This is a genomic window from Ruegeria sp. BI11, from assembly GCF_056538005.1.
This window is the reverse complement of record NZ_JBQFSM010000003.1, coordinates 378,661-401,199: the sequence shown is the minus strand read 5'-3', so window position 1 is coordinate 401,199 and position 22,539 is coordinate 378,661. Positions and strand designations below refer to the sequence as shown.

Annotated in this window: 20 protein-coding genes and 1 tRNA gene; 13 read left to right on the top strand and 8 right to left on the bottom strand. The window is 54.0% G+C overall.

The genetic code is table 11. The annotated features are described in order from the left end of the window. Nucleotides 1-3: 3 nt before the first annotated feature. On the bottom strand, nucleotides 4-975 hold the full coding sequence (locus ACR0DT_RS10390; protein WP_480710655.1) for an ABC transporter permease: 972 nt from the start codon (nucleotides 973-975) through the stop codon (nucleotides 4-6). Nucleotides 976-984: 9 nt separating this feature from the next. Continuing rightward, complete coding sequence (locus ACR0DT_RS10385) at nucleotides 985-2,100, bottom strand: quaternary amine ABC transporter ATP-binding protein (protein WP_480710654.1); 1,116 nt, start codon at nucleotides 2,098-2,100, stop codon at nucleotides 985-987. Between the two features lie 117 nt (nucleotides 2,101-2,217). Here ACR0DT_RS10385 and ACR0DT_RS10380 point away from each other — a divergent pair, with 117 nt between their 5' ends. The 5 genes from ACR0DT_RS10380 (at nucleotide 2,218) to ACR0DT_RS10360 (ending at nucleotide 8,589) form a co-directional block, all read left to right on the top strand. Beyond that, nucleotides 2,218-2,928, top strand: a complete 711-nt coding sequence (locus tag ACR0DT_RS10380) for a GntR family transcriptional regulator (protein ID WP_480710653.1) — start codon at nucleotides 2,218-2,220, stop codon at nucleotides 2,926-2,928. 8 nt (nucleotides 2,929-2,936) lie between these two features. Next, the gene (locus ACR0DT_RS10375; protein ID WP_480710652.1) at nucleotides 2,937-3,854 is read left to right on the top strand and encodes a dihydrodipicolinate synthase family protein; all 918 of its coding nucleotides are present in this window, start codon (nucleotides 2,937-2,939) and stop codon (nucleotides 3,852-3,854) included. 3 nt (nucleotides 3,855-3,857) lie between these two features. Further along, on the top strand, nucleotides 3,858-5,354 hold the full coding sequence (locus tag ACR0DT_RS10370) for an aldehyde dehydrogenase (RefSeq protein ID WP_480710651.1): 1,497 nt from the start codon (nucleotides 3,858-3,860) through the stop codon (nucleotides 5,352-5,354). Further along, on the top strand, nucleotides 5,351-6,691 hold the full coding sequence (locus ACR0DT_RS10365) for an NAD(P)/FAD-dependent oxidoreductase (protein ID WP_480710650.1): 1,341 nt from the start codon (nucleotides 5,351-5,353) through the stop codon (nucleotides 6,689-6,691). The genes ACR0DT_RS10370 and ACR0DT_RS10365 overlap by 4 nt, the downstream gene beginning before the upstream one ends. A 71-nt stretch (nucleotides 6,692-6,762) precedes the next feature. Beyond that, entirely contained in the window at nucleotides 6,763-8,589 is a 1,827-nt protein-coding gene (locus tag ACR0DT_RS10360) for a BCCT family transporter (protein WP_480710649.1), read from the top strand. A gap of 63 nt (nucleotides 8,590-8,652) precedes the next feature. On the opposite strand, the gene ACR0DT_RS10355 is transcribed toward ACR0DT_RS10360, so the two are convergent. From ACR0DT_RS10355 to ACR0DT_RS10335, 5 genes are all read right to left on the bottom strand, one after another. Further along, nucleotides 8,653-9,393, bottom strand: coding sequence for an SDR family NAD(P)-dependent oxidoreductase (locus tag ACR0DT_RS10355; RefSeq protein ID WP_480710648.1), 741 nt, complete (start codon nucleotides 9,391-9,393; stop codon nucleotides 8,653-8,655). Then, nucleotides 9,390-10,121, bottom strand: coding sequence for an SDR family NAD(P)-dependent oxidoreductase (locus tag ACR0DT_RS10350; protein ID WP_480710647.1), 732 nt, complete (start codon nucleotides 10,119-10,121; stop codon nucleotides 9,390-9,392). The genes ACR0DT_RS10355 and ACR0DT_RS10350 overlap by 4 nt, the downstream gene beginning before the upstream one ends. A gap of 17 nt (nucleotides 10,122-10,138) precedes the next feature. Beyond that, the gene (locus ACR0DT_RS10345) at nucleotides 10,139-11,242 is read right to left on the bottom strand and encodes a mandelate racemase/muconate lactonizing enzyme family protein (RefSeq protein ID WP_480710646.1); all 1,104 of its coding nucleotides are present in this window, start codon (nucleotides 11,240-11,242) and stop codon (nucleotides 10,139-10,141) included. Nucleotides 11,243-11,284: 42 nt separating this feature from the next. Beyond that, a complete protein-coding gene (locus ACR0DT_RS10340; protein ID WP_480710645.1) occupies nucleotides 11,285-11,836 on the bottom strand; it encodes a TetR/AcrR family transcriptional regulator in 552 nt (183 codons plus the stop codon). A gap of 118 nt (nucleotides 11,837-11,954) precedes the next feature. After that, nucleotides 11,955-13,502 carry a trimethylamine methyltransferase family protein gene (locus ACR0DT_RS10335; protein ID WP_480710644.1) on the bottom strand — a complete coding sequence of 516 codons (1,548 nt, stop codon included), beginning with the start codon at nucleotides 13,500-13,502 and terminating at the stop codon, nucleotides 11,955-11,957. A gap of 562 nt (nucleotides 13,503-14,064) precedes the next feature. Here ACR0DT_RS10335 and ACR0DT_RS10330 point away from each other — a divergent pair. After that, nucleotides 14,065-14,685, top strand: coding sequence for a LysE family translocator (locus ACR0DT_RS10330; RefSeq protein WP_480710643.1), 621 nt, complete (start codon nucleotides 14,065-14,067; stop codon nucleotides 14,683-14,685). 413 nt (nucleotides 14,686-15,098) lie between these two features. On the opposite strand, the gene ACR0DT_RS10325 is transcribed toward ACR0DT_RS10330, so the two are convergent. Beyond that, nucleotides 15,099-15,174: transfer RNA gene (locus tag ACR0DT_RS10325), tRNA-Thr, on the bottom strand. Between the two features lie 182 nt (nucleotides 15,175-15,356). On the opposite strand from ACR0DT_RS10325, the gene ACR0DT_RS10320 reads away from it, so the two are divergent. From ACR0DT_RS10320 to ACR0DT_RS10290, 7 genes are all read left to right on the top strand, one after another. Beyond that, entirely contained in the window at nucleotides 15,357-16,232 is an 876-nt protein-coding gene (locus ACR0DT_RS10320) for a hypothetical protein (RefSeq protein WP_480710642.1), read from the top strand. A 580-nt stretch (nucleotides 16,233-16,812) separates the two neighbouring features. Then, the gene (locus tag ACR0DT_RS10315) at nucleotides 16,813-17,103 is read left to right on the top strand and encodes a SemiSWEET family sugar transporter (RefSeq protein WP_480710683.1); all 291 of its coding nucleotides are present in this window, start codon (nucleotides 16,813-16,815) and stop codon (nucleotides 17,101-17,103) included. Nucleotides 17,104-17,676: 573 nt separating this feature from the next. Continuing rightward, entirely contained in the window at nucleotides 17,677-18,468 is a 792-nt protein-coding gene (locus ACR0DT_RS10310; protein ID WP_480710641.1) for a helix-turn-helix domain-containing protein, read from the top strand. Beyond that, nucleotides 18,443-19,990 (top strand): GNAT family N-acetyltransferase, encoded by a 1,548-nt coding sequence (locus ACR0DT_RS10305; protein ID WP_480710640.1) that lies wholly within the window; start codon nucleotides 18,443-18,445, stop codon nucleotides 19,988-19,990. The genes ACR0DT_RS10310 and ACR0DT_RS10305 overlap by 26 nt, the downstream gene beginning before the upstream one ends. Next, nucleotides 19,987-20,547 carry an ATP-binding protein gene (locus ACR0DT_RS10300; protein ID WP_480710639.1) on the top strand — a complete coding sequence of 187 codons (561 nt, stop codon included), beginning with the start codon at nucleotides 19,987-19,989 and terminating at the stop codon, nucleotides 20,545-20,547. Before ACR0DT_RS10305 ends, ACR0DT_RS10300 begins: the two co-directional genes overlap by 4 nt. Beyond that, on the top strand, nucleotides 20,548-21,234 hold the full coding sequence (locus ACR0DT_RS10295) for a Fe(II)-2OG oxygenase family protein (protein WP_480710638.1): 687 nt from the start codon (nucleotides 20,548-20,550) through the stop codon (nucleotides 21,232-21,234). It begins immediately after the preceding gene. After that, entirely contained in the window at nucleotides 21,231-22,172 is a 942-nt protein-coding gene (locus ACR0DT_RS10290) for a hypothetical protein (RefSeq protein ID WP_480710637.1), read from the top strand. The genes ACR0DT_RS10295 and ACR0DT_RS10290 overlap by 4 nt, the downstream gene beginning before the upstream one ends. The last annotated feature ends 367 nt before the right edge of the window (nucleotides 22,173-22,539 follow it).

The window sequence follows — 22,539 nt, the reverse complement described above, 5'->3', positions numbered from 1 at the left end:
AGATCAGTTCGCTTTTTGAGGTTCGGGTGTTTCTTCGGACTGAGGTTTTTTGATCAGGCGCAGAACAGCACCGACCGGCCCGCCCTCGTACCAATGACGATGTCCGCGTTCGCGACCGGACTGGCCCATGCCTTGCGTGATACGGTCCAGCACGATGGCCAGGATCACGATGCCAAGGCCGCCCACCAGCGCCTTGCCTGCGTCCAGACGGCCCATTGCGCGCAGCACCTCGTTACCAAGCCCTTTGACTGAGATCATCGAGGCGATCACAACCATCGACAGCGACAACATGATCGTCTGGTTAACCCCAGCCAGAATGGTGGGAGTTGCCAACGGCAGCTCGACCTTGAACAACACCTGCCGGGGATTGGCTCCAAAAGCACGGGCGGCCTCAACCACCGAAGGGTTCACCCCCCGGATGCCCAACGAGGTCAAGCGGATCAGCGGCGGCAGCGCGAAGATGATCGTAACAACAACACCCGAGACATTGCCGATGCCGATCAGCATGACCACCGGCACCAGATAAACGAAGGCTGGAATGGTCTGCATCGTGTCCAGGATCGGACGAATGGCGGCTTCGAACCGATCATTCTTGCCTGCTAGAATGCCCAGCGGCAGACCGATGAAGAAGGACAAGATCACTGCCGAGACAACGATGGCCAACGTGGTCATCGCCAGCCCCCAAGCGTTTGGCGACAAAAAGCCCAGAGCGGTCATCAAGATGCCGACCAGAATGGCAGTACGACGCCCTGCCGCCTGCCACGCGATCAAGATCAGAATGACCAGCATGATCAACGGCGGTACCGCGTTCAGTGCTGTGTCGATCCCAACGATCATTTCGTTGAAAAAATTCTTGATGGGTTGAATGATACCCCGGTTCGCGATGGCCCAACCCTTTACGCCATCAGCGCTTTCGGCGATGCCCAGATCCACCGACGAAAAGGGATCGAGAATGCTGAATTCAGTGTCCGCCATGATGCCCTCTCAGTGTTTCATTGAAGCGGGGTCATCGACCTCGCCTTGAATGCCGCGCAACAGCGCATTCTTGGTGACGATGCCGATTGACTTGCCATCGGCCTTAACCACAACGGGATGCTGAGTAGCGATCGAGAGATTTACCAAGTCGTCCAGCGAATGATCGGGGTGTGCCTCGGGCCATTGGTCGTGATCGACCGGGCCTTGGCGCTGCTCAAAGGCCTCGACCGGCTCCATGATTTTGCCAGCTGAGATCAGCTCTAGCTTGGAAATTCCCGCAACGAAGTCTGCAACGTAGTCATCAACTGGGTTGGTCACTATGTCTTCGGGCGTACCGACCTGAACAAGCGCACCGTCCTTCATAATGGCGATGCGGTCGCCTATGCGGATCGCCTCATCCAGATCGTGGGTAATGAACAGGGTGGTTTTCTTCATCTCGGCCGACAGCGACATGAACTTGTCCTGCAATTGGCGACGGATCAGTGGATCAAGGGCTGAAAACGGCTCGTCCATCAGCAGGATCGACGGATCCGCCGCAATCGCCCGGGCCAGACCGACACGCTGCTGCATACCGCCGGACAACTCGTCGGGGTACTTTTGATCCCAGCCATTCAAGTCCACCGCATCAATAGCGCGCATAGCGTTTTCATGACGCTCGTTCACGTCATGTCCGCGTACTTCCTGACTGAATGAGACATTGTCCAGCACGGTGCGATGAGGCATCAGAGCCATGTTCTGGAAAACCATGCCGATCTTCTCGGCCCGAACCTCACGCAGGTCGCGTGCGTTCAGTTTGTTGACGTCCTGACCTTCGATAAATAGCTGACCAGATGTCGGCTCGATCAGGCGGTTCACGTGACGAATCAGTGTGGATTTGCCCGAGCCGGACAAGCCCATGATGCAGAAGATTTCACCCCGCCCAACGGTAAACGTAGCGTCCTGAACACCTACGACGCAATCAAATCGATCACGCACTTCGAGCTTTCCAAGCCCTTGTTCTTGTACTGCTTTCATGGCTTCTGCGGAACGCCTTCCGAAGATCTTCCATAAATTTCGGCAATCGATGACGGCGTCATCTTGAAAGTCTTTCACCGGTTCCTCCCAACCCAAAAATTCTCGTTGCATACTGCACATTTTTTTATTGTGTACAATTTGTATTTTTTCATTATATGTCCAATCAGTGGATTCACAGCGGTGATTCAGTCATCTCTATGGCGCGAAAGATCCAACAGGAGATCAAACATGAAAGACGCGTCACGACGCAGAAAACAGCAACTCTATGAACACCTGAAGGTGGCGGTCATGACCCTTGAGTTGCGCCCAGGTGTCGATTTGGACGAGGCGACTCTGTCTGAAGAATTCGAATTGTCGCGCACGCCGTTGCGCGAAGTGTTCCGCCAGCTGGCAGGTGAGGGCTACCTTGATCTGCGGGAGAACCGTGGCGCCCGCGTGTCAGAGATGTCTTATACCACGCTGCGAGATTTCTTTTTGGCGGCGCCGATGATCTACGGCGCCATTCTTCAGTTGGCTGCCAAGAATTCCAAACCTGCACAGATTGCGCGCTTGAAAGAAGCGCAAGAGGCATTCAAAGCCGCGTTGCGATCGGGTTCGAGTGCCGATCGGGCGATGGCCAACAACCTTTTCCACGAAATTACCGGCGATATGGCCGATAACATCTATCTGCTGCCCTCCTTCAAACGGCTGCTGATCGACCATGCCCGAATTGGCATGACCTTCTATCGGCCCAAGGACCAAGTCATGGCCGACAATCTGTCCGTTGCCAGCGCTCAACACGACGCCATTATCGCCGCCATTGAAGCGGGTGATGAAGCGGCTTCAATGCAGCTGGCCATCGATCATTGGAACTTGTCCCGCGACCAGATCGAGCTGTTTGTCACGCCCGCTGGGCTTGACCTGCCGCTGGGAACTATGGCGCGAAAAACCCCAGCATGAGGACCTAAATGAACCCCCTGTTCAACTTTGATGGGATCTACACCCCGGTAGTGACCCCTTATCACGACGATGGCAGCGTCAATTTCGATGCCCTGTCGGATGTGATCGAATACCTGATCGAAAACGGTGTGCACGGGCTGATCTCGGGCGGCTCGACGGGCGAGAACTATGCCCAGACGGTGACTGAACGTCTGGAGCTGGCCAAATTCACCCACGAACGGTTGAAGGGGCGCCTGCCGTTGGTTGTCGGCACGGGCGCAATGATGACGCCGGATTCGATTGCGTTGGCCTCTGGCGCGCGTGAGATCGGGGCAGACTCAATTCTACTGGCCAGCCCGGCCTATTCGGTTCCCACCGACCGCGAAAACGCGCTAAACGCGCTGGCCATAGACAAGGCCGCTGATCTACCGGTGATGCTGTACAACTATCCGCACCGCACCGGCACCATGATGGGCGAAGAATTTTTGAGCCGCGTTGGCCGCAGTCGCAACTTCTGCGGCATCAAGGAAAGCTCGGGGGATATCAACCGTGTACATCTGCTGGCCCGCGATTATCCGCATATCCAGCTGGGCTGTGGCATGGACGACCAAGCGCTTGAATTCTTCGCCTGGGGTGCTCCGTTCTGGGTTTGTGGCGGATCGAACTTCCTGCCGGCCGAGCATGTAGCGCTGTACAACGCCTGCGTCGTCGAAGGCAATTTCAACAAGGGCCGCCGTATCATGTCGGCCATGTTGCCGCTGATGCATGTGCTGGAACAGGGCGGCAAGTTCATCCAGACCATCAAACACGGCGTCACCATGAACGGGATTGATGCGGGCATCATGCGGCCTCCGCTGAAGGGCCTGAACAAGGACGACAAACGCACGCTGGAACAGGTGACGCGCGTGCTGAAAACAACAATCGCAGATATTGTGGCGGAGGGTTAAGGCATGGAATTACTGACACAAGACGAATACCAATCCATCGCTGCGGGCCTGACCTTGCCGACCGGAGCCTTTATCGACGGGGCTTTCCGTCCAGCGATCTCGGGTAACACCTTCACCACCCTGAACCCTGCCACCGGTGAGACACTGACTGAGATCGCAGCCTGCGGCGGGGCCGACGTGGATTTTGCTGTTGAAAAGGCGCGTGAGGCCTTCGACGACGGGCGGTGGAGCAAAATGCATCCGTCCGAACGCAAGGATGTGCTGATCCGTTTGTGTAAGCTGATGACCCGAAACGCCCGCGAACTGGCGGTGATGGAGAGCATCGACAGCGGCAAGACCATCTATGACTGCGAAACCGTGGACGTGCCCGAAACCATCCACTGCCTGAAATGGCACGCCGAGGCGATTGATAAAATCTATGACCAGGTCTCGCCAGCCAGCGATGATCACATCGCCATGGTGGTGCGTGAACCCATCGGGGTTGTCGGGCTGGTTCTGCCTTGGAACTTCCCCCTACTGATGCTGGCATGGAAGATTGGGCCTGCTCTGGCGGCGGGCTGTTCCGTGGTCGTGAAACCGGCGGCTGAGACGACGTTAACCGCGTTGCGCCTGGCCGAGTTGGCTATGGATGCCGGCCTACCACGCGGGGTGCTGAACGTCGTGCCCGGTGGCGGCGCGGAAGTGGGTGAGCCGATTGGCCGTCACATGGATATCGACATGGTGTCCTTTACCGGCTCGACTGTCACCGGCAAACGGTTCCTGGCCTACTCAGCGGAAAGCAACGCCAAGGAAGTGGTGCTGGAGATGGGCGGAAAGAACCCCGCCATCGTAATGGACGATGCCGAAAACCTCGACCGTGTGGCTGCGCACGTGGTGAACGGAGCGTTCTGGAACATGGGCGAGAACTGCTCAGCCTCGTCCCGACTGATCGTGCATAAAGATGTGAAGGCAGAACTGCTGAAACGGGTCGCGCATCACAGCAAACAATGGAACATTGGCGATCCTCTGAATCCAGAAACCCGCATGGGCGCACTGGTCAGCGAAAGCCATTTCAAAAAAGTTAGCGGATATCTGGATCAGGCCGAAAATGTGGTGATAGGCGGCAAGGCCAAAAAAGGCTTTGTCGAGGCCACTGTCGTCGAAGTGCACGGCAACGACGCCACTTTGGCCCGGGAAGAAATCTTTGGTCCCGTCCTGTCGGTCATCGAGGTTTCGGGCTTTGACGAAGCAATCAAGATCGCCAATGAGACCGAGTACGGCCTCTGCGCCTCGATCTTCACCGCAAACGCCAAACGCGCAATTCGCGGTGCGCGGGCGATCCGAGCGGGCACGGTAACAGTGAACAGCTTTGGCGAGGGCGATATCACGACACCCTTCGGTGGTTACAAACAGTCCGGCTTCGGCGGGCGCGACAATTCGGTTCACGCCCATGATCAATACACCCAATTGAAAACCATCTGGATTGATCTGACCGATGACGCTGACGAGGCCGTCGATTGACGGCCTATACCGCAAAGCGCTTGCCGGCCCATCGCGGACCGGCCGCCTGGAGCGCCATTCTTGGCGCCCAGTCCCCGGCAGTTGTGCTAAACAATAAAACCACCGCGGACTTCGTAATCGTTGGCGCGGGCTTTGCTGGCTTATCGGCCGCGCGGCGTTTGAAACAGCTGCAGCCCGACGCAAAGGTGGTGGTGCTGGAGGCCGGGCGCGTCGCCGAAGGCGCAGCCGGTCGCAATTCGGGCTTCATGATAGACCTGCCCCATGAACTGGCCTCGGATGACTATGCGGGGTCCGGCGATGACCGAGTGATGATCAATCTGAACCGTCAGGCGATCGATTTTGCGCGATCCACTGTCGAAGAATTTGATATCGATCGCAACTTCTTTGATCCCGCGGGCAAAGTGAACGGTGCCGCCAGCACAACGGCGGAGGCTAATAACCATAGCTATGCAAAGCACTTGGCCTCGTTGGGTGAAGATAGTCAGGTGCTTGACCCGCAACAGATGTATGAACTGACGGGGTCGCGCCACTATATCTCGGGACTTTATACCCCCGGAACCGTCATGTTGCAGCCTGCCGGGTATATCCGCGGGATTGCTGCGGGGCTGTGGGCACAAGATGTTCCGGTTTACGAAGACAGCCCCGTAATCGGCTTTGAACGCGATGGTCTTGGCTGGACTGTGCGCACCGAAAAAGGATCTGTCAGTACCGGCACTGTGATCCTTACGGTCAACGGCCACTTGGAAAGCTTCGGGGTCGAGCGCGGCCGCCTGATGCAACTGTTCCTGTTTGCAACGATGACGCCGGAATTGGACGCCGGAGCATTGGCCAAACTGGGCGGCCAACCCCGTTGGGGGATTACTCCGTCCGATCCGATGGGTACCACCATGCGGCGGATAGATATCGATCAAGGCGGCAATCGCATCATCACCCGCACCTGCGCGGCGCTTCGCCCTGGCATGACTGCAACGGCCTGCGACCTAGCGCGAGCCTCTCGGGTGATGCAGCGCAAGTTCGATCAGCGTTTTCCGCAGTTAGCAGGGATGGAGATGCAGTATCATTGGGCGGGCCACCTGTGTCTGAGCCTTAATGGTGTCTCGGTGACGCGCGAGGTCGAACAAGGTGTTTATTCCGGCTGCGTTCAGAACGGTCTTGGTACCACGCGTGGAACATTGACTGGCATCGCAGCAGCAGAGCTGGCCTGTGGTCACAGTTCGGAAATCACTCGCCACTTCGAGGCGGAGGATCAACCAAAGCGTCTTCCACCACAACCCTTCCGCGAAATCGGCGCAAACACGGTCCTGCGTTGGAAAGAGTGGAAAGCATCTGAAGAATAAACCCGAATTCTTCGAACTCACCAATAAGAACAGCCAGAAAATGGCGAAGGACAGCGACACGGAGGTTAACTATGTCGATCAAAGAACCATTTACAGACTTAGAGATAGAAACGGCAGAAGCCGGTTTCTACGAGAACTACAGTGTGCCCATCGCGCTGATCAGCAAAGGTATCATGGTTGCCTTGGTGTTATGGGCTTTGGTCTTTCCGGCCAATGCCAACAGCACCCTCGGCAGCTGGAACTTCCTGCTTCTAGAAGTGTTCAACAGCTTCTACATCATTATTGTCGGCCTATTTTTCTATTTTCTAGCGGTTGTAGCTATCATTCCATCAACCGGTAGAAGAGTAATGGGAACACCGGGCGAAAAACCCGAGTTTTCGAACTTCTCGTGGTTTTCGATGATGTTTGGTGCCGGTCTGGGCGTGGGCCTAATGGTATTCGCCACCGCCGAGCCGCTTGGGTTGTGGGGATCCAACCCCGTTGTGGTGTCTGGCGAAGTCGAGGCTAATGCGCCCGAAGCAGTACAATCGGCGTATCGATACACCTATCTGCACTATGGCTTCCACGCCTGGGCAATCTATGTGGTTACAGGCCTTTCGCTGGCTTACTATGCCTATACTCGCAATATGCCTCTGACCATTCGTTCGGCACTGACGCCATTGTTTGGTAAACTGATGAACGGTTTTCTAGGTCATGTGGTTGACGTTCTGGGCGTAGTCGCAACGATTTTGGGTGTTTCCGTCACAATCGGCTACGGGATTAGTCAATTTATTGATGGTGTCTACGCAATCACCGGAGTTGAGTGGATAATGGATTTGGGTGGTGACGTCCCTGCGCCCAGTAAGGTAGGTCTGATAGCCGGATTGGTTGTAATCATGGGGCTGTCGATCATTTCCGCGGTGTCCGGCGTGGGACGGGGCGTAAAATACCTCTCCAACCTGAACCTTGTCCTGTCAATCATCCTGCTTGGAACATTTGTTGTGTTCGGGTCGTTCGTCTTCGCAATGACCACATACGGCTCAGCGATGATCGACTATATCTTGCACTATATCTCGCTTAGCTTTGTGTCCTTTGGCCCACTGTCTGTAGAAGCATTTGCCGCAGCTCTGCCAGCGGAAGCACAGGCCCATGCGGCTGACCTGATGGGTGGCGCAACCAACGCCTGGGGCAGCTTTGACGGCTTCAAGAGCGGGCTGGAAGGTGCAGCGGCCGAGCTGGACGAAGCAACCCTAGCTGCAGCCTATTCCGCGGGTGAACAAGGTCGACAGTTTGGATGGCAAGCTGGCTGGACCACCTTCTACTGGGCCTGGTGGATTGCGTTCTCACCATTTGTGGGCCTGTTTCTGGCGCGCATCTCAAAAGGCCGTACCGTTCGCGAATTCATCCTGGGCTGTGTTTTCGCTCCGGCGCTGGTCTGCTTTGCGTGGATGACCGTTCTGGGTGGTACCGCGATTGATCTCGAACTGGCAGGTACCGCCGAGGGCGCTATCATCGGCGCATCAAATACCAACAAGCTGTTCGTGACCCTGTCTTACATGATCGACGGTGGTCTGTTATCTATGCTGAACGTGATGTGCGTGATCTTGATCATGACCTTCCTGGTGACCTCTGCGGACTCGGGAATTCTGGTGATGAACACAATCATGTCGGGCGGCAGCCAGGAGACCGGCGTTAAGCATCGCATCATCTGGGGTGTGATCCTGACCGCTGTGATCGGCGCGTTGATCCTTGCGGCGGGTGAGAATAACCCGATGGACGCACTGCGCAACGCCATGATTATCGGTGCTCTGCCGTTCACCATGGTGATGGGCCTGATGTGTATTGCCCTTGGCAAAGCCCTTTTCCGGGATGGCTTGCGCGATAAGCATAGTGACACAAGCACGCAGGCCGCTGAATAATCAAACTTGCAAACTCAAAGAACCAAACGCCGCCCTTTTTGGGCGGCGTTTTCGTTTGACAGTTTATATTGAGGGCAAGCTTAGCTGAGCCATTCTTCCCCCATCAACCGTGTAGACCTGACCGGTGATGAAAGTGGCATCCCCTGAGGCTAGAAAAGCGACCAGAGAAGCCACTTCCTCGGGTCGACCTGTTCGTGCAACCGGATGAATCTTGGCGATGTCGCGGTGAAACGCGGTAGAATCTTCCATGCTTTCAATGAAATCCAGGTTTAGATCGGTATCGATCCAGCCGGGGGCTACTGCGTTGCAGCGTATCCCTTCGTGGCCATGGTCTACGGCCACCGCTCGAGTCAGGCCGTGCAAACCGGCTTTGGACGCACAATAGGCCGCGTGGCCGGGATTGCTGCCCAGACCTTCGATCGATCCGGTATTGACAATACTTCCCCCGGTCCGGCGCAGATGCGGCAAGGCGGCTTGGATTAACAAGAATGGTGCAGTCAGATTGACAGTCAGGTTGCGCTGCCAGTCTTCAAGGCTCATATCCTCGACTCTGGCTTCCTGCATCATCCCAGCGTTGTTTACTAGAACGTCCAGTTTTCCTGCCCGGTTTAAGACCGTTTCCACCACTTGTGCCGGGCTGGCAGGATCGGTGAAATCCGCCGCAACACCCTGAAACTCTGGGTCTTCACCGCGTTGCGCGGTAAAGACCTGCGCACCTTCCTCCCGCAACCGCCGGGCAATCGCCTGCCCAATTCCGCTGCGCCCGCCGGTAACCAGCGCGACCTTGCCGTCGAACCGCATCATGACACAGGCTTCCCACCGTTGACCTCAACAAGTGTCCCGCAGACGTAGCGCGACGCGTCCGAGATTAGGAACATGATTACATCGACAATATCCTCAGGCTCTGCAATGCGGCCCAGAGGAACGGTCTGACCCAACTCTTTAACGGCTGTGTCGGGGTCGAACCCGCGTTTGGCAAAACCTGAACGAAGCATAGGCGTGTTTACTTCGTTCGGGCAGACTGCGTTGATACGGATGCCCTGATGGGCGTGATCCATACCCATGCATTGCGTCAGCGATGCAATTGCCGCCTTGGTCATACAATAGAGCGCATGATTGGGACCCGGGCGCAGACCCCAGCACGAGGCAGTGTTTACGATGGCTCCGCCACCATTGTCGGCCATAATTGGGATCGCAGCGCGGCAGACCCGGAACGGAGCCTCAACATTGACGCCAAGTGAAAGGGACCAATCGTCATCCGAGGTCTCGGTTACTGCTCCACGAGTTATGACGCCCGCATTGTTGACAATGATATCCAACCCGCCCAGCTGATCAGCCACTGCCTTCGGTAATGCATCGGCATAGGCGGTATCACACAGATCACCGGCTAGATATGCTTCAGCCTCAAGGCCGCTGACATCACGATCAGCAACCGCGACGCGAATACCCGCTGCGCGCAGACGCGTCACAAGCGCTGCACCGATACCGCCCGCCGCTCCGGTGACCAGTGCAGTTTTTCCGTTTAGATTCATTATGTTCTCTCTTCACTTCAAAATGATCCAACCGGAGCGCCAAAGCGGTGTTCGTCGGGATTGATGCCCAATCCTGGACCAGTAGGGAGGTCGATATAGCCACCCTTGATCCGAATACCGTTCTCCGGGTCGTAGTTCCTTTCGATATACGGTGCGGCCAGCCAGACGCCTTCCAGCAGATCGGGTCGAACCGTTGCACCGATATGGGTACAGGCGGCTGCAATGATGTCGCCGCCCCAGCTGTCATCGCAGGTATGCGGCAGGTTTCGGGCCTCGCAAATGTCCCTGAAAGCGCGCATCGGATGCAAACCACCAATCCTGGTTACCTTCATCCCGAAACCATCCACCAGACCGGTGCCCGCTGCCGAAATGACGGTGTTCAAGCTGGTGCTGTTCTCATCCATGTAGATGCCATGACTGACCTGTGGTCGTATCTTCTGCAAATCCTCGATTGTGTTGCAGGGTTGTTCCATGATGAAAGGAACATCGGTGCATTCGCGGCTGACGCGCAGGGCATCGCGGGTTGTCCAACCCCGGTTGCCATCCACTGCCAAACGCATGCCTAATCCTTTGACGACCTCCCAGACCTTTCGGATGGTTTCGATGTCAATCTCAACCGGGCGGCCGCCAACCTTGATCTGCAAACGAGGATATCCCTCGGCCAGCTTCTCTCGGGCCAGACGAGCGATTTCGTCCGGCTCACCGACACCGGTAGCATAATAGGATGGTATCTTGTCAGTAGCGGCACCGCCCAGCAGGCTACAAACTGGAACACCCAGATGTTTGCCCAGCAGATCATGTACTGCAATATCGAAAGCGGCCTTCGCGTAATTATGACCGTTTAGCAGCCCCTCCATCCGACGATGCAATGGCAGCGGCAACGCCTCAGTCCCGATCAGACCCGGAGCCATCTGAGACAGTGCCGCACGAGCCCCTTCAGCATGAGACTCGGCATAAGTGGGGCCAACCGGGCAAGTTTCGCCCCACCCCACCAGGCCGTTATCAGCAACCAGCTTGACCAAAGTGCTGTCCAAGGCCCAGACCTGCGCATTGGCCATGGTATAGGGGCCATTCTTGACAGGCAGATCATGCTGATAGATGTGGATTTCGGTTATTTTCATCGGTTGCCCCATAAAGTTATCGGGAGTGAGTGAGCCGCAGAGTCATTCGATCCCGGCGGCCAATAGAACGCTGCGGCCGCTCCGCAGGGCGGATTGAGTAGCAGTTTTTTGTCCAAACAAACGCGCAGCTTCAGTCAGGCCTTCGTGCAGCAGCATCATCTCATCAGCCAACGCGCCTGCTTCGCAATCGGGGGCCACATGACGCAAACGCGCGATGAATTGAATTCGCAGATTCAGTTTGTGTTGCAGGACGGCTTCTTGGATTGCAGTGCTTTCCGGATAGGCCGACAGTGCATTCATGAAGAGGCACCCTGTGTTGGCCACTTGATTTAACCAGTCCCCCAGGCGGAGCAACGGGTAAAGCACATGGGCTGCGCCCTGTTCCGGACCTCCCTCAATCCACTCGGAATAAGCTTGATCACGGTGGTCGAGGGCTCCGACCACCATCGCTTCGCGACTTGGGAAATACTTGTACAGAGTACGCAACGAAACGTCGGCCCCTGCACGCAAGGCCTCAACTCCCTGCGTGGCAAACCCCATCTCGGCAAACTGTCTTTCCAGGCTTTCAGCTATGCGCTGTTGAATAGGTATCATGACAACAAAGTAGAGTGATCACTCTACCCACTTCATACACGACTCCGACCTCCGACTTGTCAGTTGGCGACAAAAAAGCCCGCCTGTACGGCGGGCCAGTCGGGGAGGGAAAAGGTGATTAGTAGGATTGGTTCAGCTCGTCCGCGGCCGGGATCTCACGTTCACGTCGGGCAATGTAATCCAGAAGCGCTTCGTTCTTGGCTTCGTCCAGCTTGGGCTCTTCGTATTCGGCCAGAAGCTTGCGCGCATGTTTCAGGGCTCGTTCCGTGATTTCTACACTTCCTTCGGCCTGCCATTGCTCGATCGAGTTGTTGTCGAAGAGTTCCGGCATAAAGAAGGCACTTTGGAAGTTTTCCTGAGTGTGCGGGTGGCCCAGATAGTGACCGCCCGGCCCAACATCGGGAACCGCAGCGATGGCTTGATCGAAATCGCCCCATTTTGGACCTTCGGCCATGCGATATGCCATGGCACATTGTTCTGCATCCACAATGAACTTGGCGACTGAGCAGTGCATGCCCGCCTCGTTCCAGCCAGCTGAGTGCCAAATATAATTTGCGCCCGCGTGCATAACCGCACTGAGTGTGGTCGCCGATTCATAGCCCGCCTGCGCGTCAAAGGTCTTGGCCCCTCCCAAAGTGTTCGAGGTGCGCCAAGGCACATCGTAGAACCGTGCCATTTGGCCGATCATGAAGTTCATCAAACTGATTTCGGGCGTACCTGCCATGGGTGCGCCGGACTTCATCGAAACGGTGGACAAGTAGTGCCCCCAAATCGCGGGCGCGCCCTTGCGGATGACCTGCGTGTAGGCAAGTGCAGACAGCGCCTCGGCGGTCAACTGCGCCACTGTGGCGGGCACTGACGCGGGCGTGTTTGCACCACCAAGAACGAAGGGTGAGCAAAGAACCGGTTGATTGCGACGGCAGAAGGCGCGCATTGCACCCAGCATGGTTTCATCCCAGACCAAAGGACTGTTTCCGTTACAGTTACCTGTCGTAACCGGGTGGTCGTCGATGAACCCTTTGCCAAACAGGATGTCACACATATCCATGACGTCTTCGGCGTTTTTGGGTGAGGTGGTCATACCCATGAACATCTTGTCAGAATATTTCATCGACGAATAGGTGATACGCAAATGGCGCTGGCTGATCGGGTGATCGTAGGGCTCGACAATGTGATGAGCCGAGCTGTGCAGCGCAGGCATCATGTGGCTCAGCTTGTGAAACATCGCCAGATCTTCCAAAAGCGGGTTCCTACGCACATCGTCCAAATCACGCAGAAACGGCGCGCCGGTCATCGGTACGAAGACCGAGTGCTTACCACCTAGCTTGAGGTTGTTGTTGGGGTTGCGCGCGTGATAAGTGAACTGAGACGGTATGGTCGAGATCAGTTCTCGCACCAAGTTGCGATCGAGGTAGACCAATTCTCCGTTCACCTTGGCACCGGCTTTCTTCCAGTCTTCCAGGGCGATCGGGTCGCGGAATTGGACGCCGACGTTCTCAAGAATGTCCATGGCTGCATTGTCGATGCGCTCAACCTGCGCGTGGTCCATCACTTCACATAAGGGAATGCCTCGTGTCAGGCCAGGCAACATTTCAAAGTTCGGGGCCGTGCGCTTGGCACGGCGCGCTGAGCGCCCACCTGAGCGCGAAGCAGTGCGAGTGTTCATCTGACGTGTCTCCTGTTTTATAGATATGAATGGAGGGTTCGATCAAAGGCCACGTCTCTGATTGCGAAACCTCCTTGCAGGAAACGACATCGTTCGAATTGGCTCGTCGCAAATTTTCCCGATCTGGTAGGTTATGTCTTTGGCTGCTTTCTGAAAACACCGGACCGCACGCCATCAGAATCGCGGCAGGAACGACGGTTGGGAATAAAGTTTGCGACAGAACCGCTGATCTTTGTTGCGCACTGCAATTGGCAATCCCGCCAGGCGTCAGTTCGAAACTCTCTCATAGTTGGCTTATCTGAACGTCCGGCTTCTGAAAGTCGACGATCCATTTGGCAACGGCAGCGAATGTCTGTTCCCCACCCGACGAGCAAAATGGTGCCGTCCGCTTTGGACTGTGACCGGTAGGCCGCGCCCTGGCCTGAAGGCCAAGGCCCGCGTGCCGCACCGTCGTAAGTCCAGTTTGAGCCAACCGGCAAATTCGTCAAAGCGCGGCGAATGACTTCTTCTTCCGTATCACTCTGTCTGTTAGCGTTCAGGTGAAAGCGAAAGGAAAGTGATAGTGGGCGCAGATTTTTCAAGTTTGCTTTTGGCTTTGGGCATTTTTTCGGTCGGCTTTGTCAGTATTGGCCCGAATATTCTTGCCATTATCGGCACCTCGATGGAGCGTGGACGGGAGGCCGGGGTAAAATTGGCCCTCGGCGTAGGGTCCGGCTCGGCGGTATGGGCCACATGCACCGTTGCGGGTTTGACTGCTCTGATCACAGCCTATGCGGGTGCAGTCACACTCCTGAAGATTTTCGGAGCAGCATACCTTTTATGGTTGGCATACAAATCGTTTCGCTCGGCGGCGACCCCCTCTCACTTGCACAAACCAAAGGCTGCTCGCGGAAAAAACCTCTATCTTCAAGGTATCGCAATTCAGCTTACAAACCCTAAGGCTGCGCTACAGTGGATCGCAATTGTTGGTATTGGCCTTGGCAATGAGGCACCTGCTTGGGTCGGCATTGCGCTAATCTTGATTGCTACAGCACTATCGTTGGCTGTTCACACTCTCTACGCGATTACGTTCTCTACAGAGCCAGTGGTGCTTGCCTATCAAAAGGCACGTCGATGGATCGAAGGATCGCTCGGCATCTTTTTCAGTTTCGCAGCCTACAAGATTGCGACCTATCGCCAGTGACCGGTTGCAGACATTGACCGAGCTGCAGCAAAGTCCGCAGTCCCGACCTCCAAACTGATTGCGATTTTGCGGTTGCAGTTAAAGTCCGGAATGCGGGCGGCGACCGGAGTATTTAAAGACTGCGCTCAACGTCGGCTCTGGGTCGTAGCTTGACTTTGCAAAGCCGCCCTTTGGGGCAATTCAGTGGTAACGACGACGATTTTATTTGTGCGAGCATGGGGGGAGGGTGAATTGGAGCCCTGCACCGTAAATCGGAATAAACTATTGTAATTATTCACCTTTTTTGGCTCGCGACTGAGAAACCTTCAGTACCCTCGTCTCACCTCTGTGTATTAAAGGTTCCCTCATTTGTGTCCTAATTTCCGGGCTGATAGCCCAATGAAATAAGAAAAAAGGCTCTGAGGTGATGATAGTGGTGCCCCCACACGGACTCGAACCGCGGACCTACTGATTACAAATCAGTTGCTCTACCAGCTGAGCTATAGGGGCACTTGTTGTCGATTACTTTTTCCTGTCGGGGACTGCAAGCATATATTTTCAACTTAACCTAGAGAATGACAGCTTTCGTGAATGCAAAAAGACACAACCGAGCGAGATGGCTCGGATTTGACTGTTTTGGTCGCAGACTGTAACCCGGAAAATGGAGTTCATAGCAAGGACAAGAACCGAAAATGCAGGTTGCTATCCACGCGGGCGCGGCTTTTACCGACGAAGGGCGCGTGCTGAACTCTTTGAAAAAAAACTCGGATACCCTGGAAAAAAACGGGGTCTATTTTTTTGGCACGCGACGCTACATGCGGACTTTCAAACCTGCCTTTGAACTACTGGAAAATGAGACTGTTGATATAGCCTCACTCCAATATATCAGGGACATTCTCCCAACCGACGCAGACATCGGGCGAGTAATTTATTCAAACGGCCGTTTCGCAGGTGAGCCTTCAGCGGCCCTGAAAGAAGGGCAGTTGTATCCTATGGTCGGACGAAGAATGGCGCTGCTGGAACAGATATTTCACGACCATCAGGTCGAACTGTTCATGGGCCTCAGAAACCCAGGCAGCTTTATTCCCAAGCTCCTGATGTCGTTGCCGGAAGGTGAACGTGAAGACATCGTTCGACACACCGACCTTAGCTGTCTTAGCTGGATCGGCATGGTTGAAGATATCCAGGACCTTGCACCCAATGTTCAGATTACATTGTGGAGCAATGAAGACACGCCTTTCATCTGGGGCGATATCATGCGCGCCCTGACAGGCTTGGACGAAAATACGGCCTTGGTGGACGAGTATGACTTGCTGACCACATTGTTGGATGAAACCGGTAAAGCCAAAATGCAGGCCCTGACCCAACAGGATGAACCACAGGACAGGGCAATCCTGCATGAAAGCTTGGCTCAAATCTTCGAAAAGTATGCGCAGCCAGAAAAGATCGAAGAAGAGCTGGACCTGCCCGGCTGGAGCACTGAGATTGTGGACGCGTTTTCTGAACTGTATGAGCAGGATCTCGAACGCCTCGGTGAGATACCCGGGGTACGCGTTCTAAAACCCTGAGCGCGCGAAGCAGAGTGCCCGTTTGACAAAAAAACGGGCGCAGCCCCGGTTCAGCTCATACCAAGAATTTCCTTGTTATCTACGATGCAAAACCGTTTCATAGTTGGTTTTACTGGAGTTTCGCTCGTTGTAACGGTGCTGTACCGAGACAACGAGGTAGCGAACGTTTCCTTGGATCGCCCTCGCATTTTGCAGCATTTGGATTTTCACATGTCTGACCGCCGAAAATGGCGGCTAATAACTGCCGCTGAAGCACCGTGCAGGAGATACCACCCGGCCAGATACTTGCCAGCGGGGCTAGAACTACGGACTGATTTAAGCCCAATCATCGAAGCCAATTGTGAGATTAGATATCTGACCAATCCTTCGTCTGAAGGAAAGCGAACAGGGTCGCCTTTCGCATATTCTACCGCCTCTAAATCCGATTTGGTAAGCTGCGCGCATTTCTCCGAAACCTGCCAAGGTCCGGCTCGGGCTGGCTTGTGGCTGGCTTGTGGCTGGGAGCGTTGCCGCCAACTTGTCAGCCGCAATCAAGAAGCTTGATTTTCTCGGTGCGTGCAGACACGTTCAGCGCAATCGGATGGCGATACAGCTAGGACGGAGAATAGTGATCGAACTACCAGAGATCATAGGTTTTATGGCGGCAATCCTCGGAACAATTTGCTGGATTCCCCAAACAATAAAGGCGTGGACTACCAAAGAGACCGGAGATCTTTCGGTATGGGCCAACATACTTGTTCTAACGACCATTGTACTATGGTTCATCTACGGCATTTTGATTGGTTCTACACCATTGATCTTAGGAAACTTTATTTCCATTTGTGCAGTCGGAGCAATTGTAGTAGCGATTTTTCGGTTCCGTGCCCGCTAAGTCAAAATTTGCCCCTAGGTAACCTGCCTGGAGAGCATTTCATCAATCTTTCGCAAGTATTCCATGGTTGGTAATTTGGGGCTGCCATCGGTCATTCGAAAGCACATTCCAAATGGCCCGGACGTTCATCGAAATCCAGGCAATGACAGGAACACGGAATACAGCTCCAATTCGCTGCCGAGTAGTTCCCCGGCCGCAGAATGAGAAAAACGCAGAAACCAGGCCTTGCAAATTCAAGGCCGTTTCCTGAAAGCAGACCTTCACTGCTTGAGGGAATTTGGTCAGCTGGGTGGTAAGAGCCCTTCGCTGCCGTTATCGTGCGATCTGGTCGCTGCGGGTGCATTCGGCAGGTCACCAACCGAAAGCAGACAATTCATATCCGCACGTCGGGGCGGAAGGACGAAGCCGCTCTGCGGCATTGGCGCATGTGGCCGCCGTTTCGCGTTGATATGATGGTCGTGCTTTTGTGATCGGCCAGCCAACATAATACTATATGTTGTGTAACACCATCAAATATTCCTTGCACGGAATGCTCTCGGAGCCTACAAACCTAGAAAAAAAGAGAGGCACCAAATGGGCAAGCTCACAGGAAAAATCGTCGAAGCTAAGGCACTTCCAAGTACACAAGGTGCTGCGCTGGTCGGCCCTGAGTTGCGTCGGCTGCGCCTATTGGCTGGCTTGACCCAAGGACAAATTGCAGAGCGTTTGAACGTTCAGCAGGCCGCTATTTCGAAGATCGAGAAAGGCGGAGAAATCTACCTCAGCACCGTTCAGCGCTATGTTGAGGCTCTGGGTGCATCTTTGCGTCTGAACGCCCACTTTCCCGCCGATGCGCCATTCTCCGCACGCCTTGATGGTGCGTTTGACATAGAGCAAGGGCATGACGATCAATTGGTGCTGCCGCTGCTCGGGGATGAGCCCTTCAAACAACAGCGCGACGTTGTTCTTTCTATCAAGCCTGTTTACTCCGAGAAAATTCTATCTGGTCATAAAACAGTTGAATTGAGACGTCGCTTCCCTGTCTCCGCACCTAGTGGTGCAATGGCCTACATCTACTCGACCTCACCAGTCAAAGCCATGGTCGGTACAGCGTCAATTCGAGACGTTCTTAAGCTTCCAGTGGAGCAAATTTGGACGGAATTTGAGGCTACCGCCCATATCGAACGATCAAAGTTCGACAAGTATTTTGATGGGCTCGATCATGGGTTTGCACTGGTATTTGACAGTGTGAGAGCTTTTTCTCGCCCCCTACCGCTTAGCGAACTTCGTGAAAAGTTCGGTTTTGAGCCACCCCAATCCTTCCTTTATGCAAAACGTGATTTGAGAAAGGCCCTTCAAAATGAGCCAGCAATCGTATCTCATTGATACGAACATCCTAATAGGGCTTGAAGATAATCACACAGTTGAAGCAGCTTATTCGAAGTTCCATGCGCTGGCGTTGACCCATAAGGTCGACATCTACGTGCACGAAGCTGCCAAAGATGACATCGCCCGTGATAAAAACGCAGAGCGCCGACAAATTTCGCTCAGCAAGATTGAGAAGTACCGCCTGTTAAAGAAGCAACGCGGATTGTCTCAGGCTGATCTCGATGCAGACTTCGGTCCACTGAAAAAACCCAATGACGTTGTAGACGCGACCCTTCTACATACGATTGAGAATGGGGTAGCAGATTTCTTAGTCACACAGGACAAAGGCCTGCATCAGCGCGCGCAAAATCGATCACCTGATCTGGCGCGACGTGTTCTGTTTGTTAGTGACGCTACAGAACTGCTCATTCAGACCTATGAGCCAAAAGAGGTCCCGATCCGTCACGTGGGTGAAGTCGAAGCCCACGAAATTAATGGAAAGGACCAATTTTTCGATAGCCTTCGGGATGGCTATCCCGAGTTTGACGACTGGTGGCGGGAGAAGTGCGTCAAGCGACACCGGTCGTGCTGGGTCGTCTACGATAACGAGCAATTGGCGGGCCTGATTGTCCGCAAAGATGAAGACGCAGTAGACACTGATGCTGTTACGAAAGCCGAGAAAATCCTTAAAGTTTGTACCTTTAAGGTCGCGCCAGAAAGCCGCGGAGTTAAGTTGGGTGAACTGCTGTTGAAGCAGGTGTTATGGTATGCCCAGCACAACGGTTATGACCTTGCGTATCTTACGACCTACGAAGATCAGGCTGCATTGATGGAGCTCCTAGAATACTACGGTTTTCGGAACGCTGGTGAGAATGCCAACGGTGAATTTATTTACGAGCGTGATTTTTCCAACGATGCGCTTGTACGCCTCGATGATGAGACGGACTTCGAACAGGCGAGAAAAAACTACCCTCGGTTTGTGTTCGACGCAAAAACACTCGGCTTTGGTATCCCAATTCAAGAAGACTACCACGACACGCTTTATCCAGACCTCTGGAATCCCCGCCAACCCGACTTGTTCTCAGGTGCGTCGCGAGCTGAAGGCATAACTCGACCCGGCAACACGATCCGAAAAGTATATTTGTGTCAGGCACAATCAAATCTAGGCCCTCCAGGTTCGGTATTGTTCTTCTACAAGGGCGTTTCTAAAGACCCACCTTCGCAAGCCATTACGGCACTTGGTATACTGGAGAGCATGACTCTTGCAGGCTCCAAGAGGGAACTGATGCAATTAACTGGCGGTAGGTCAGTATATAGCGAAGAAGAGCTAGAGGCATGGGAGCAGAAGGCAAAAGACACAGGTAGACCAGTCAAGGTTATCAACTACCTGCTTGTTTCATACATTGAACCTGCAGTCTCGATTGACGAGTTGAAAACGATGGGTGTCGTCAAAGGGCACCCTCAGCAGTCGATTTACAAACTTTCTCACGACTTAATTGCCCGTCTCATCGAGCGGGCCGATTTGGAATTTGAAGTATGAGTCAGCGTGTCATTGCATTTACAGGTATTTCTGGCGTCGGGAAAACTACATTCCTGAGCAAATTGGCCGAATTGATAACGTTTCAGCACGTAACAGGCGGCAGCCTAATTGCCGCCGCCCGCGCTGTCGCTCCAGGCAGCCGCGATACGATGCGCCATGCGGATCTTGATGAAAACCAACGCCTGCTGATACGAGGTTTTTCTCTGGTACGTGACCCGGACGCAGGGCTGATCGTTATGGATGGTCACGTTGTCGTCGATACTGGAGAAGGCCTGACAAAAATCTCGAGTGACGTTTTCAAAGCGCTCGACGTGATGGCTATGGTGCATTTGGAGGCTGACCCATCTCGTATTGCTCAAAATCGATCAAGGGATACTTCCCGCTCTCGCCCTCAGCACGACATCGAGACACTCAAAATGCATCAGGAGATGTCGCGTGAACACGCCAACAGTATCGCGGAAAGTCTTCGTGTCAGTTTCCATGGTGTAATGCATGATGAGGTCGCTCGATTGGCCGAGTTGTTGGAAAGTGCTCATACTTTTATCAGGCAGTCTTAAATGGGCGAGGCCTCGTCAGTGTTGGATATTGATCCGATACGATTAGAACTAGAGCGGAGTGGGTTTTTCCACTCTCCGGCTTACTTTGCGGACAATCTGGGTGATTTGTCTGGCATGCTACTGACTTTATCAAATCAGCTGGGAACACCCGTCAAGGGACGCTTTGTGGAGCCAGTCGAGGTTTTAGTTCCGCAAAACGAGCACGAAGCACACCGAAACTCTTTGAGTAGCAAATATGGCAAGAATGAGCTGCCGTTTCATGTAGATATGGCCCATCGGCAAGTACCCAGTCGGTATCTTGCTTTTGCTTGCGCGCTCGCGGAAGGAACGGTTGCGCCCACCTTTCTGGTGGATTTTTCGGACTTGCAGCTAACGGCAGACGACTTAAGGGCATTTGAAACCGGTGTTTTCCTAATCAAAAACGGAAGACGATCCTTCTACGCCAATATTAAAGGACCCGGAGCACCATATTTACGTTGGGATCCTGGCTGTATGCATCCACAAGATCCAATCGCGACCGAGGTGGCAGAAAAACTGTTGTGCCTATCTGACCGCGCAACCATCAAAACGATCAATTGGTCTACCGGATCTTTGTTAGTGGTGGACAATTGGAGAATGTTACATGCTCGCGGAAAGGTCTCAGAGACTCACGGTGTGCGAACGATTTTGAGAGCGACAATTCAATGAAGAAACCTGTTACGAATGCCCTGAATAAAGATGCTTTGTATGCAAAATCCCAGATTTACATAAGAAGGGCTCTTTCCCGAAAAGCATCCGGAGAACTCGACGAGTACCAGCTTTGGGCGTCGCTATCTCTTGAACTTTTGGGCAAGTCGGCTTTGGCAAGTATCCACCCGTCACTAATTGCTGATCCGCAGCATTTTCAATCGCTATTTGCGGCGGCGGGGATCAATGCCTCAACAGATATCAAAACGATTACCGCAAAGACGCTTTTTGAGCGTTTGCAGCATCTTGTCGGACCCTTTGACAACAAGGTGAAGGAGTTTTGCAATCAGGTTGCCAATCGCCGCAATGCTGAATTGCATTCCGGCGATGTACCGTTTGCTGCAACTCAAACAACAAAATGGGAAGCAGAGTTCTGGTATTCGATGGATGTCATACTTGGGTACATGGGAAACACATTGGAAAGTTGGCTCGGGGCTGATGACGCTGCTACTCCCAAAGAAATTCTAGACAACGCGACGAGAGCCAAGAAGCAGTCGATAGAGATGCGAGTGGAACGTACTCGTGAGTCTTTCCAAGTTCTAAAAAAGGCAGACCGAGAAACTGCCCTCGAAAAGGCAAAGTCTTACGCAGCCCGCGACTATACTGGCCTGTTTAGCTATCATCGCGATCACATTTGGGAGTGCGAGTGTCCATCCTGTGGAGCAAGATCCTTCATGGGTGGAGAAATGGTTGAGGAGGAGATCATCGAAACCACCCCCGACGAATACTCCGTTTGGGAGACCGTCGAGCGCTATTTTGTGGGTGAGGAGTTTCATTGTCCAACCTGTAGCCTAGAATTAGACGGATATGATGAACTCAATTTCGCGGAACTTGATCCAGAGTACTCCGACACACATGAACGTGAGATGGAGTACGAGCCGGACTACGGAAACGACTAGATTGGCTGTGCAATAGATTAAACAGAGAACATGCGCCAAACTTCGGGCTGCTGATTGCCCAGAATATACGATGGGCACATTGTTCAGAATAACCAAATCTGGCGTTTTCATGCTCAACTGAACCCCATACTTTCGATAGTAAGCGACCTCAGCCGATATCCGGCTCGACCGGCTGCTAAACAGCATCAATGCGGTAGGCTAAACGACCGCATTATTGGGCCGCACGCCGAACTTTTTCAATGTCCGGTCTATGCAGGTCTCTGCCGTTCGTGATGCTTGGTGCTGCAAGCGCGGCGAACGGCAGCACAGTGGCCTTCCCGTTGGCACCGACTTGCACTTGGATGTCCGCTTTTCGCCAGCCTCAATA

Coding starts and splice junctions, on each gene's coding strand:
- ACR0DT_RS10390 (WP_480710655.1), bottom strand. CDS start 975: ATGGCGGACACTGAATTCAGCATTCTCGATCCCTTTTCGTCGGTGGAT.
- ACR0DT_RS10385 (WP_480710654.1), bottom strand. CDS start 2,100: ATGCAACGAGAATTTTTGGGTTGGGAGGAACCGGTGAAAGACTTTCAA.
- ACR0DT_RS10380 (WP_480710653.1), top strand. CDS start 2,218: ATGAAAGACGCGTCACGACGCAGAAAACAGCAACTCTATGAACACCTG.
- ACR0DT_RS10375 (WP_480710652.1), top strand. CDS start 2,937: ATGAACCCCCTGTTCAACTTTGATGGGATCTACACCCCGGTAGTGACC.
- ACR0DT_RS10370 (WP_480710651.1), top strand. CDS start 3,858: ATGGAATTACTGACACAAGACGAATACCAATCCATCGCTGCGGGCCTG.
- ACR0DT_RS10360 (WP_480710649.1), top strand. CDS start 6,763: ATGTCGATCAAAGAACCATTTACAGACTTAGAGATAGAAACGGCAGAA.
- ACR0DT_RS10355 (WP_480710648.1), bottom strand. CDS start 9,393: ATGATGCGGTTCGACGGCAAGGTCGCGCTGGTTACCGGCGGGCGCAGC.
- ACR0DT_RS10350 (WP_480710647.1), bottom strand. CDS start 10,121: ATGAATCTAAACGGAAAAACTGCACTGGTCACCGGAGCGGCGGGCGGT.
- ACR0DT_RS10345 (WP_480710646.1), bottom strand. CDS start 11,242: ATGAAAATAACCGAAATCCACATCTATCAGCATGATCTGCCTGTCAAG.
- ACR0DT_RS10340 (WP_480710645.1), bottom strand. CDS start 11,836: ATGATACCTATTCAACAGCGCATAGCTGAAAGCCTGGAAAGACAGTTT.
- ACR0DT_RS10335 (WP_480710644.1), bottom strand. CDS start 13,502: ATGAACACTCGCACTGCTTCGCGCTCAGGTGGGCGCTCAGCGCGCCGT.
- ACR0DT_RS10320 (WP_480710642.1), top strand. CDS start 15,357: ATGCAGGTTGCTATCCACGCGGGCGCGGCTTTTACCGACGAAGGGCGC.
- ACR0DT_RS10315 (WP_480710683.1), top strand. CDS start 16,813: ATGGCGATACAGCTAGGACGGAGAATAGTGATCGAACTACCAGAGATC.
- ACR0DT_RS10310 (WP_480710641.1), top strand. CDS start 17,677: ATGGGCAAGCTCACAGGAAAAATCGTCGAAGCTAAGGCACTTCCAAGT.
- ACR0DT_RS10305 (WP_480710640.1), top strand. CDS start 18,443: ATGAGCCAGCAATCGTATCTCATTGATACGAACATCCTAATAGGGCTT.
- ACR0DT_RS10300 (WP_480710639.1), top strand. CDS start 19,987: ATGAGTCAGCGTGTCATTGCATTTACAGGTATTTCTGGCGTCGGGAAA.
- ACR0DT_RS10295 (WP_480710638.1), top strand. CDS start 20,548: ATGGGCGAGGCCTCGTCAGTGTTGGATATTGATCCGATACGATTAGAA.
- ACR0DT_RS10290 (WP_480710637.1), top strand. CDS start 21,231: ATGAAGAAACCTGTTACGAATGCCCTGAATAAAGATGCTTTGTATGCA.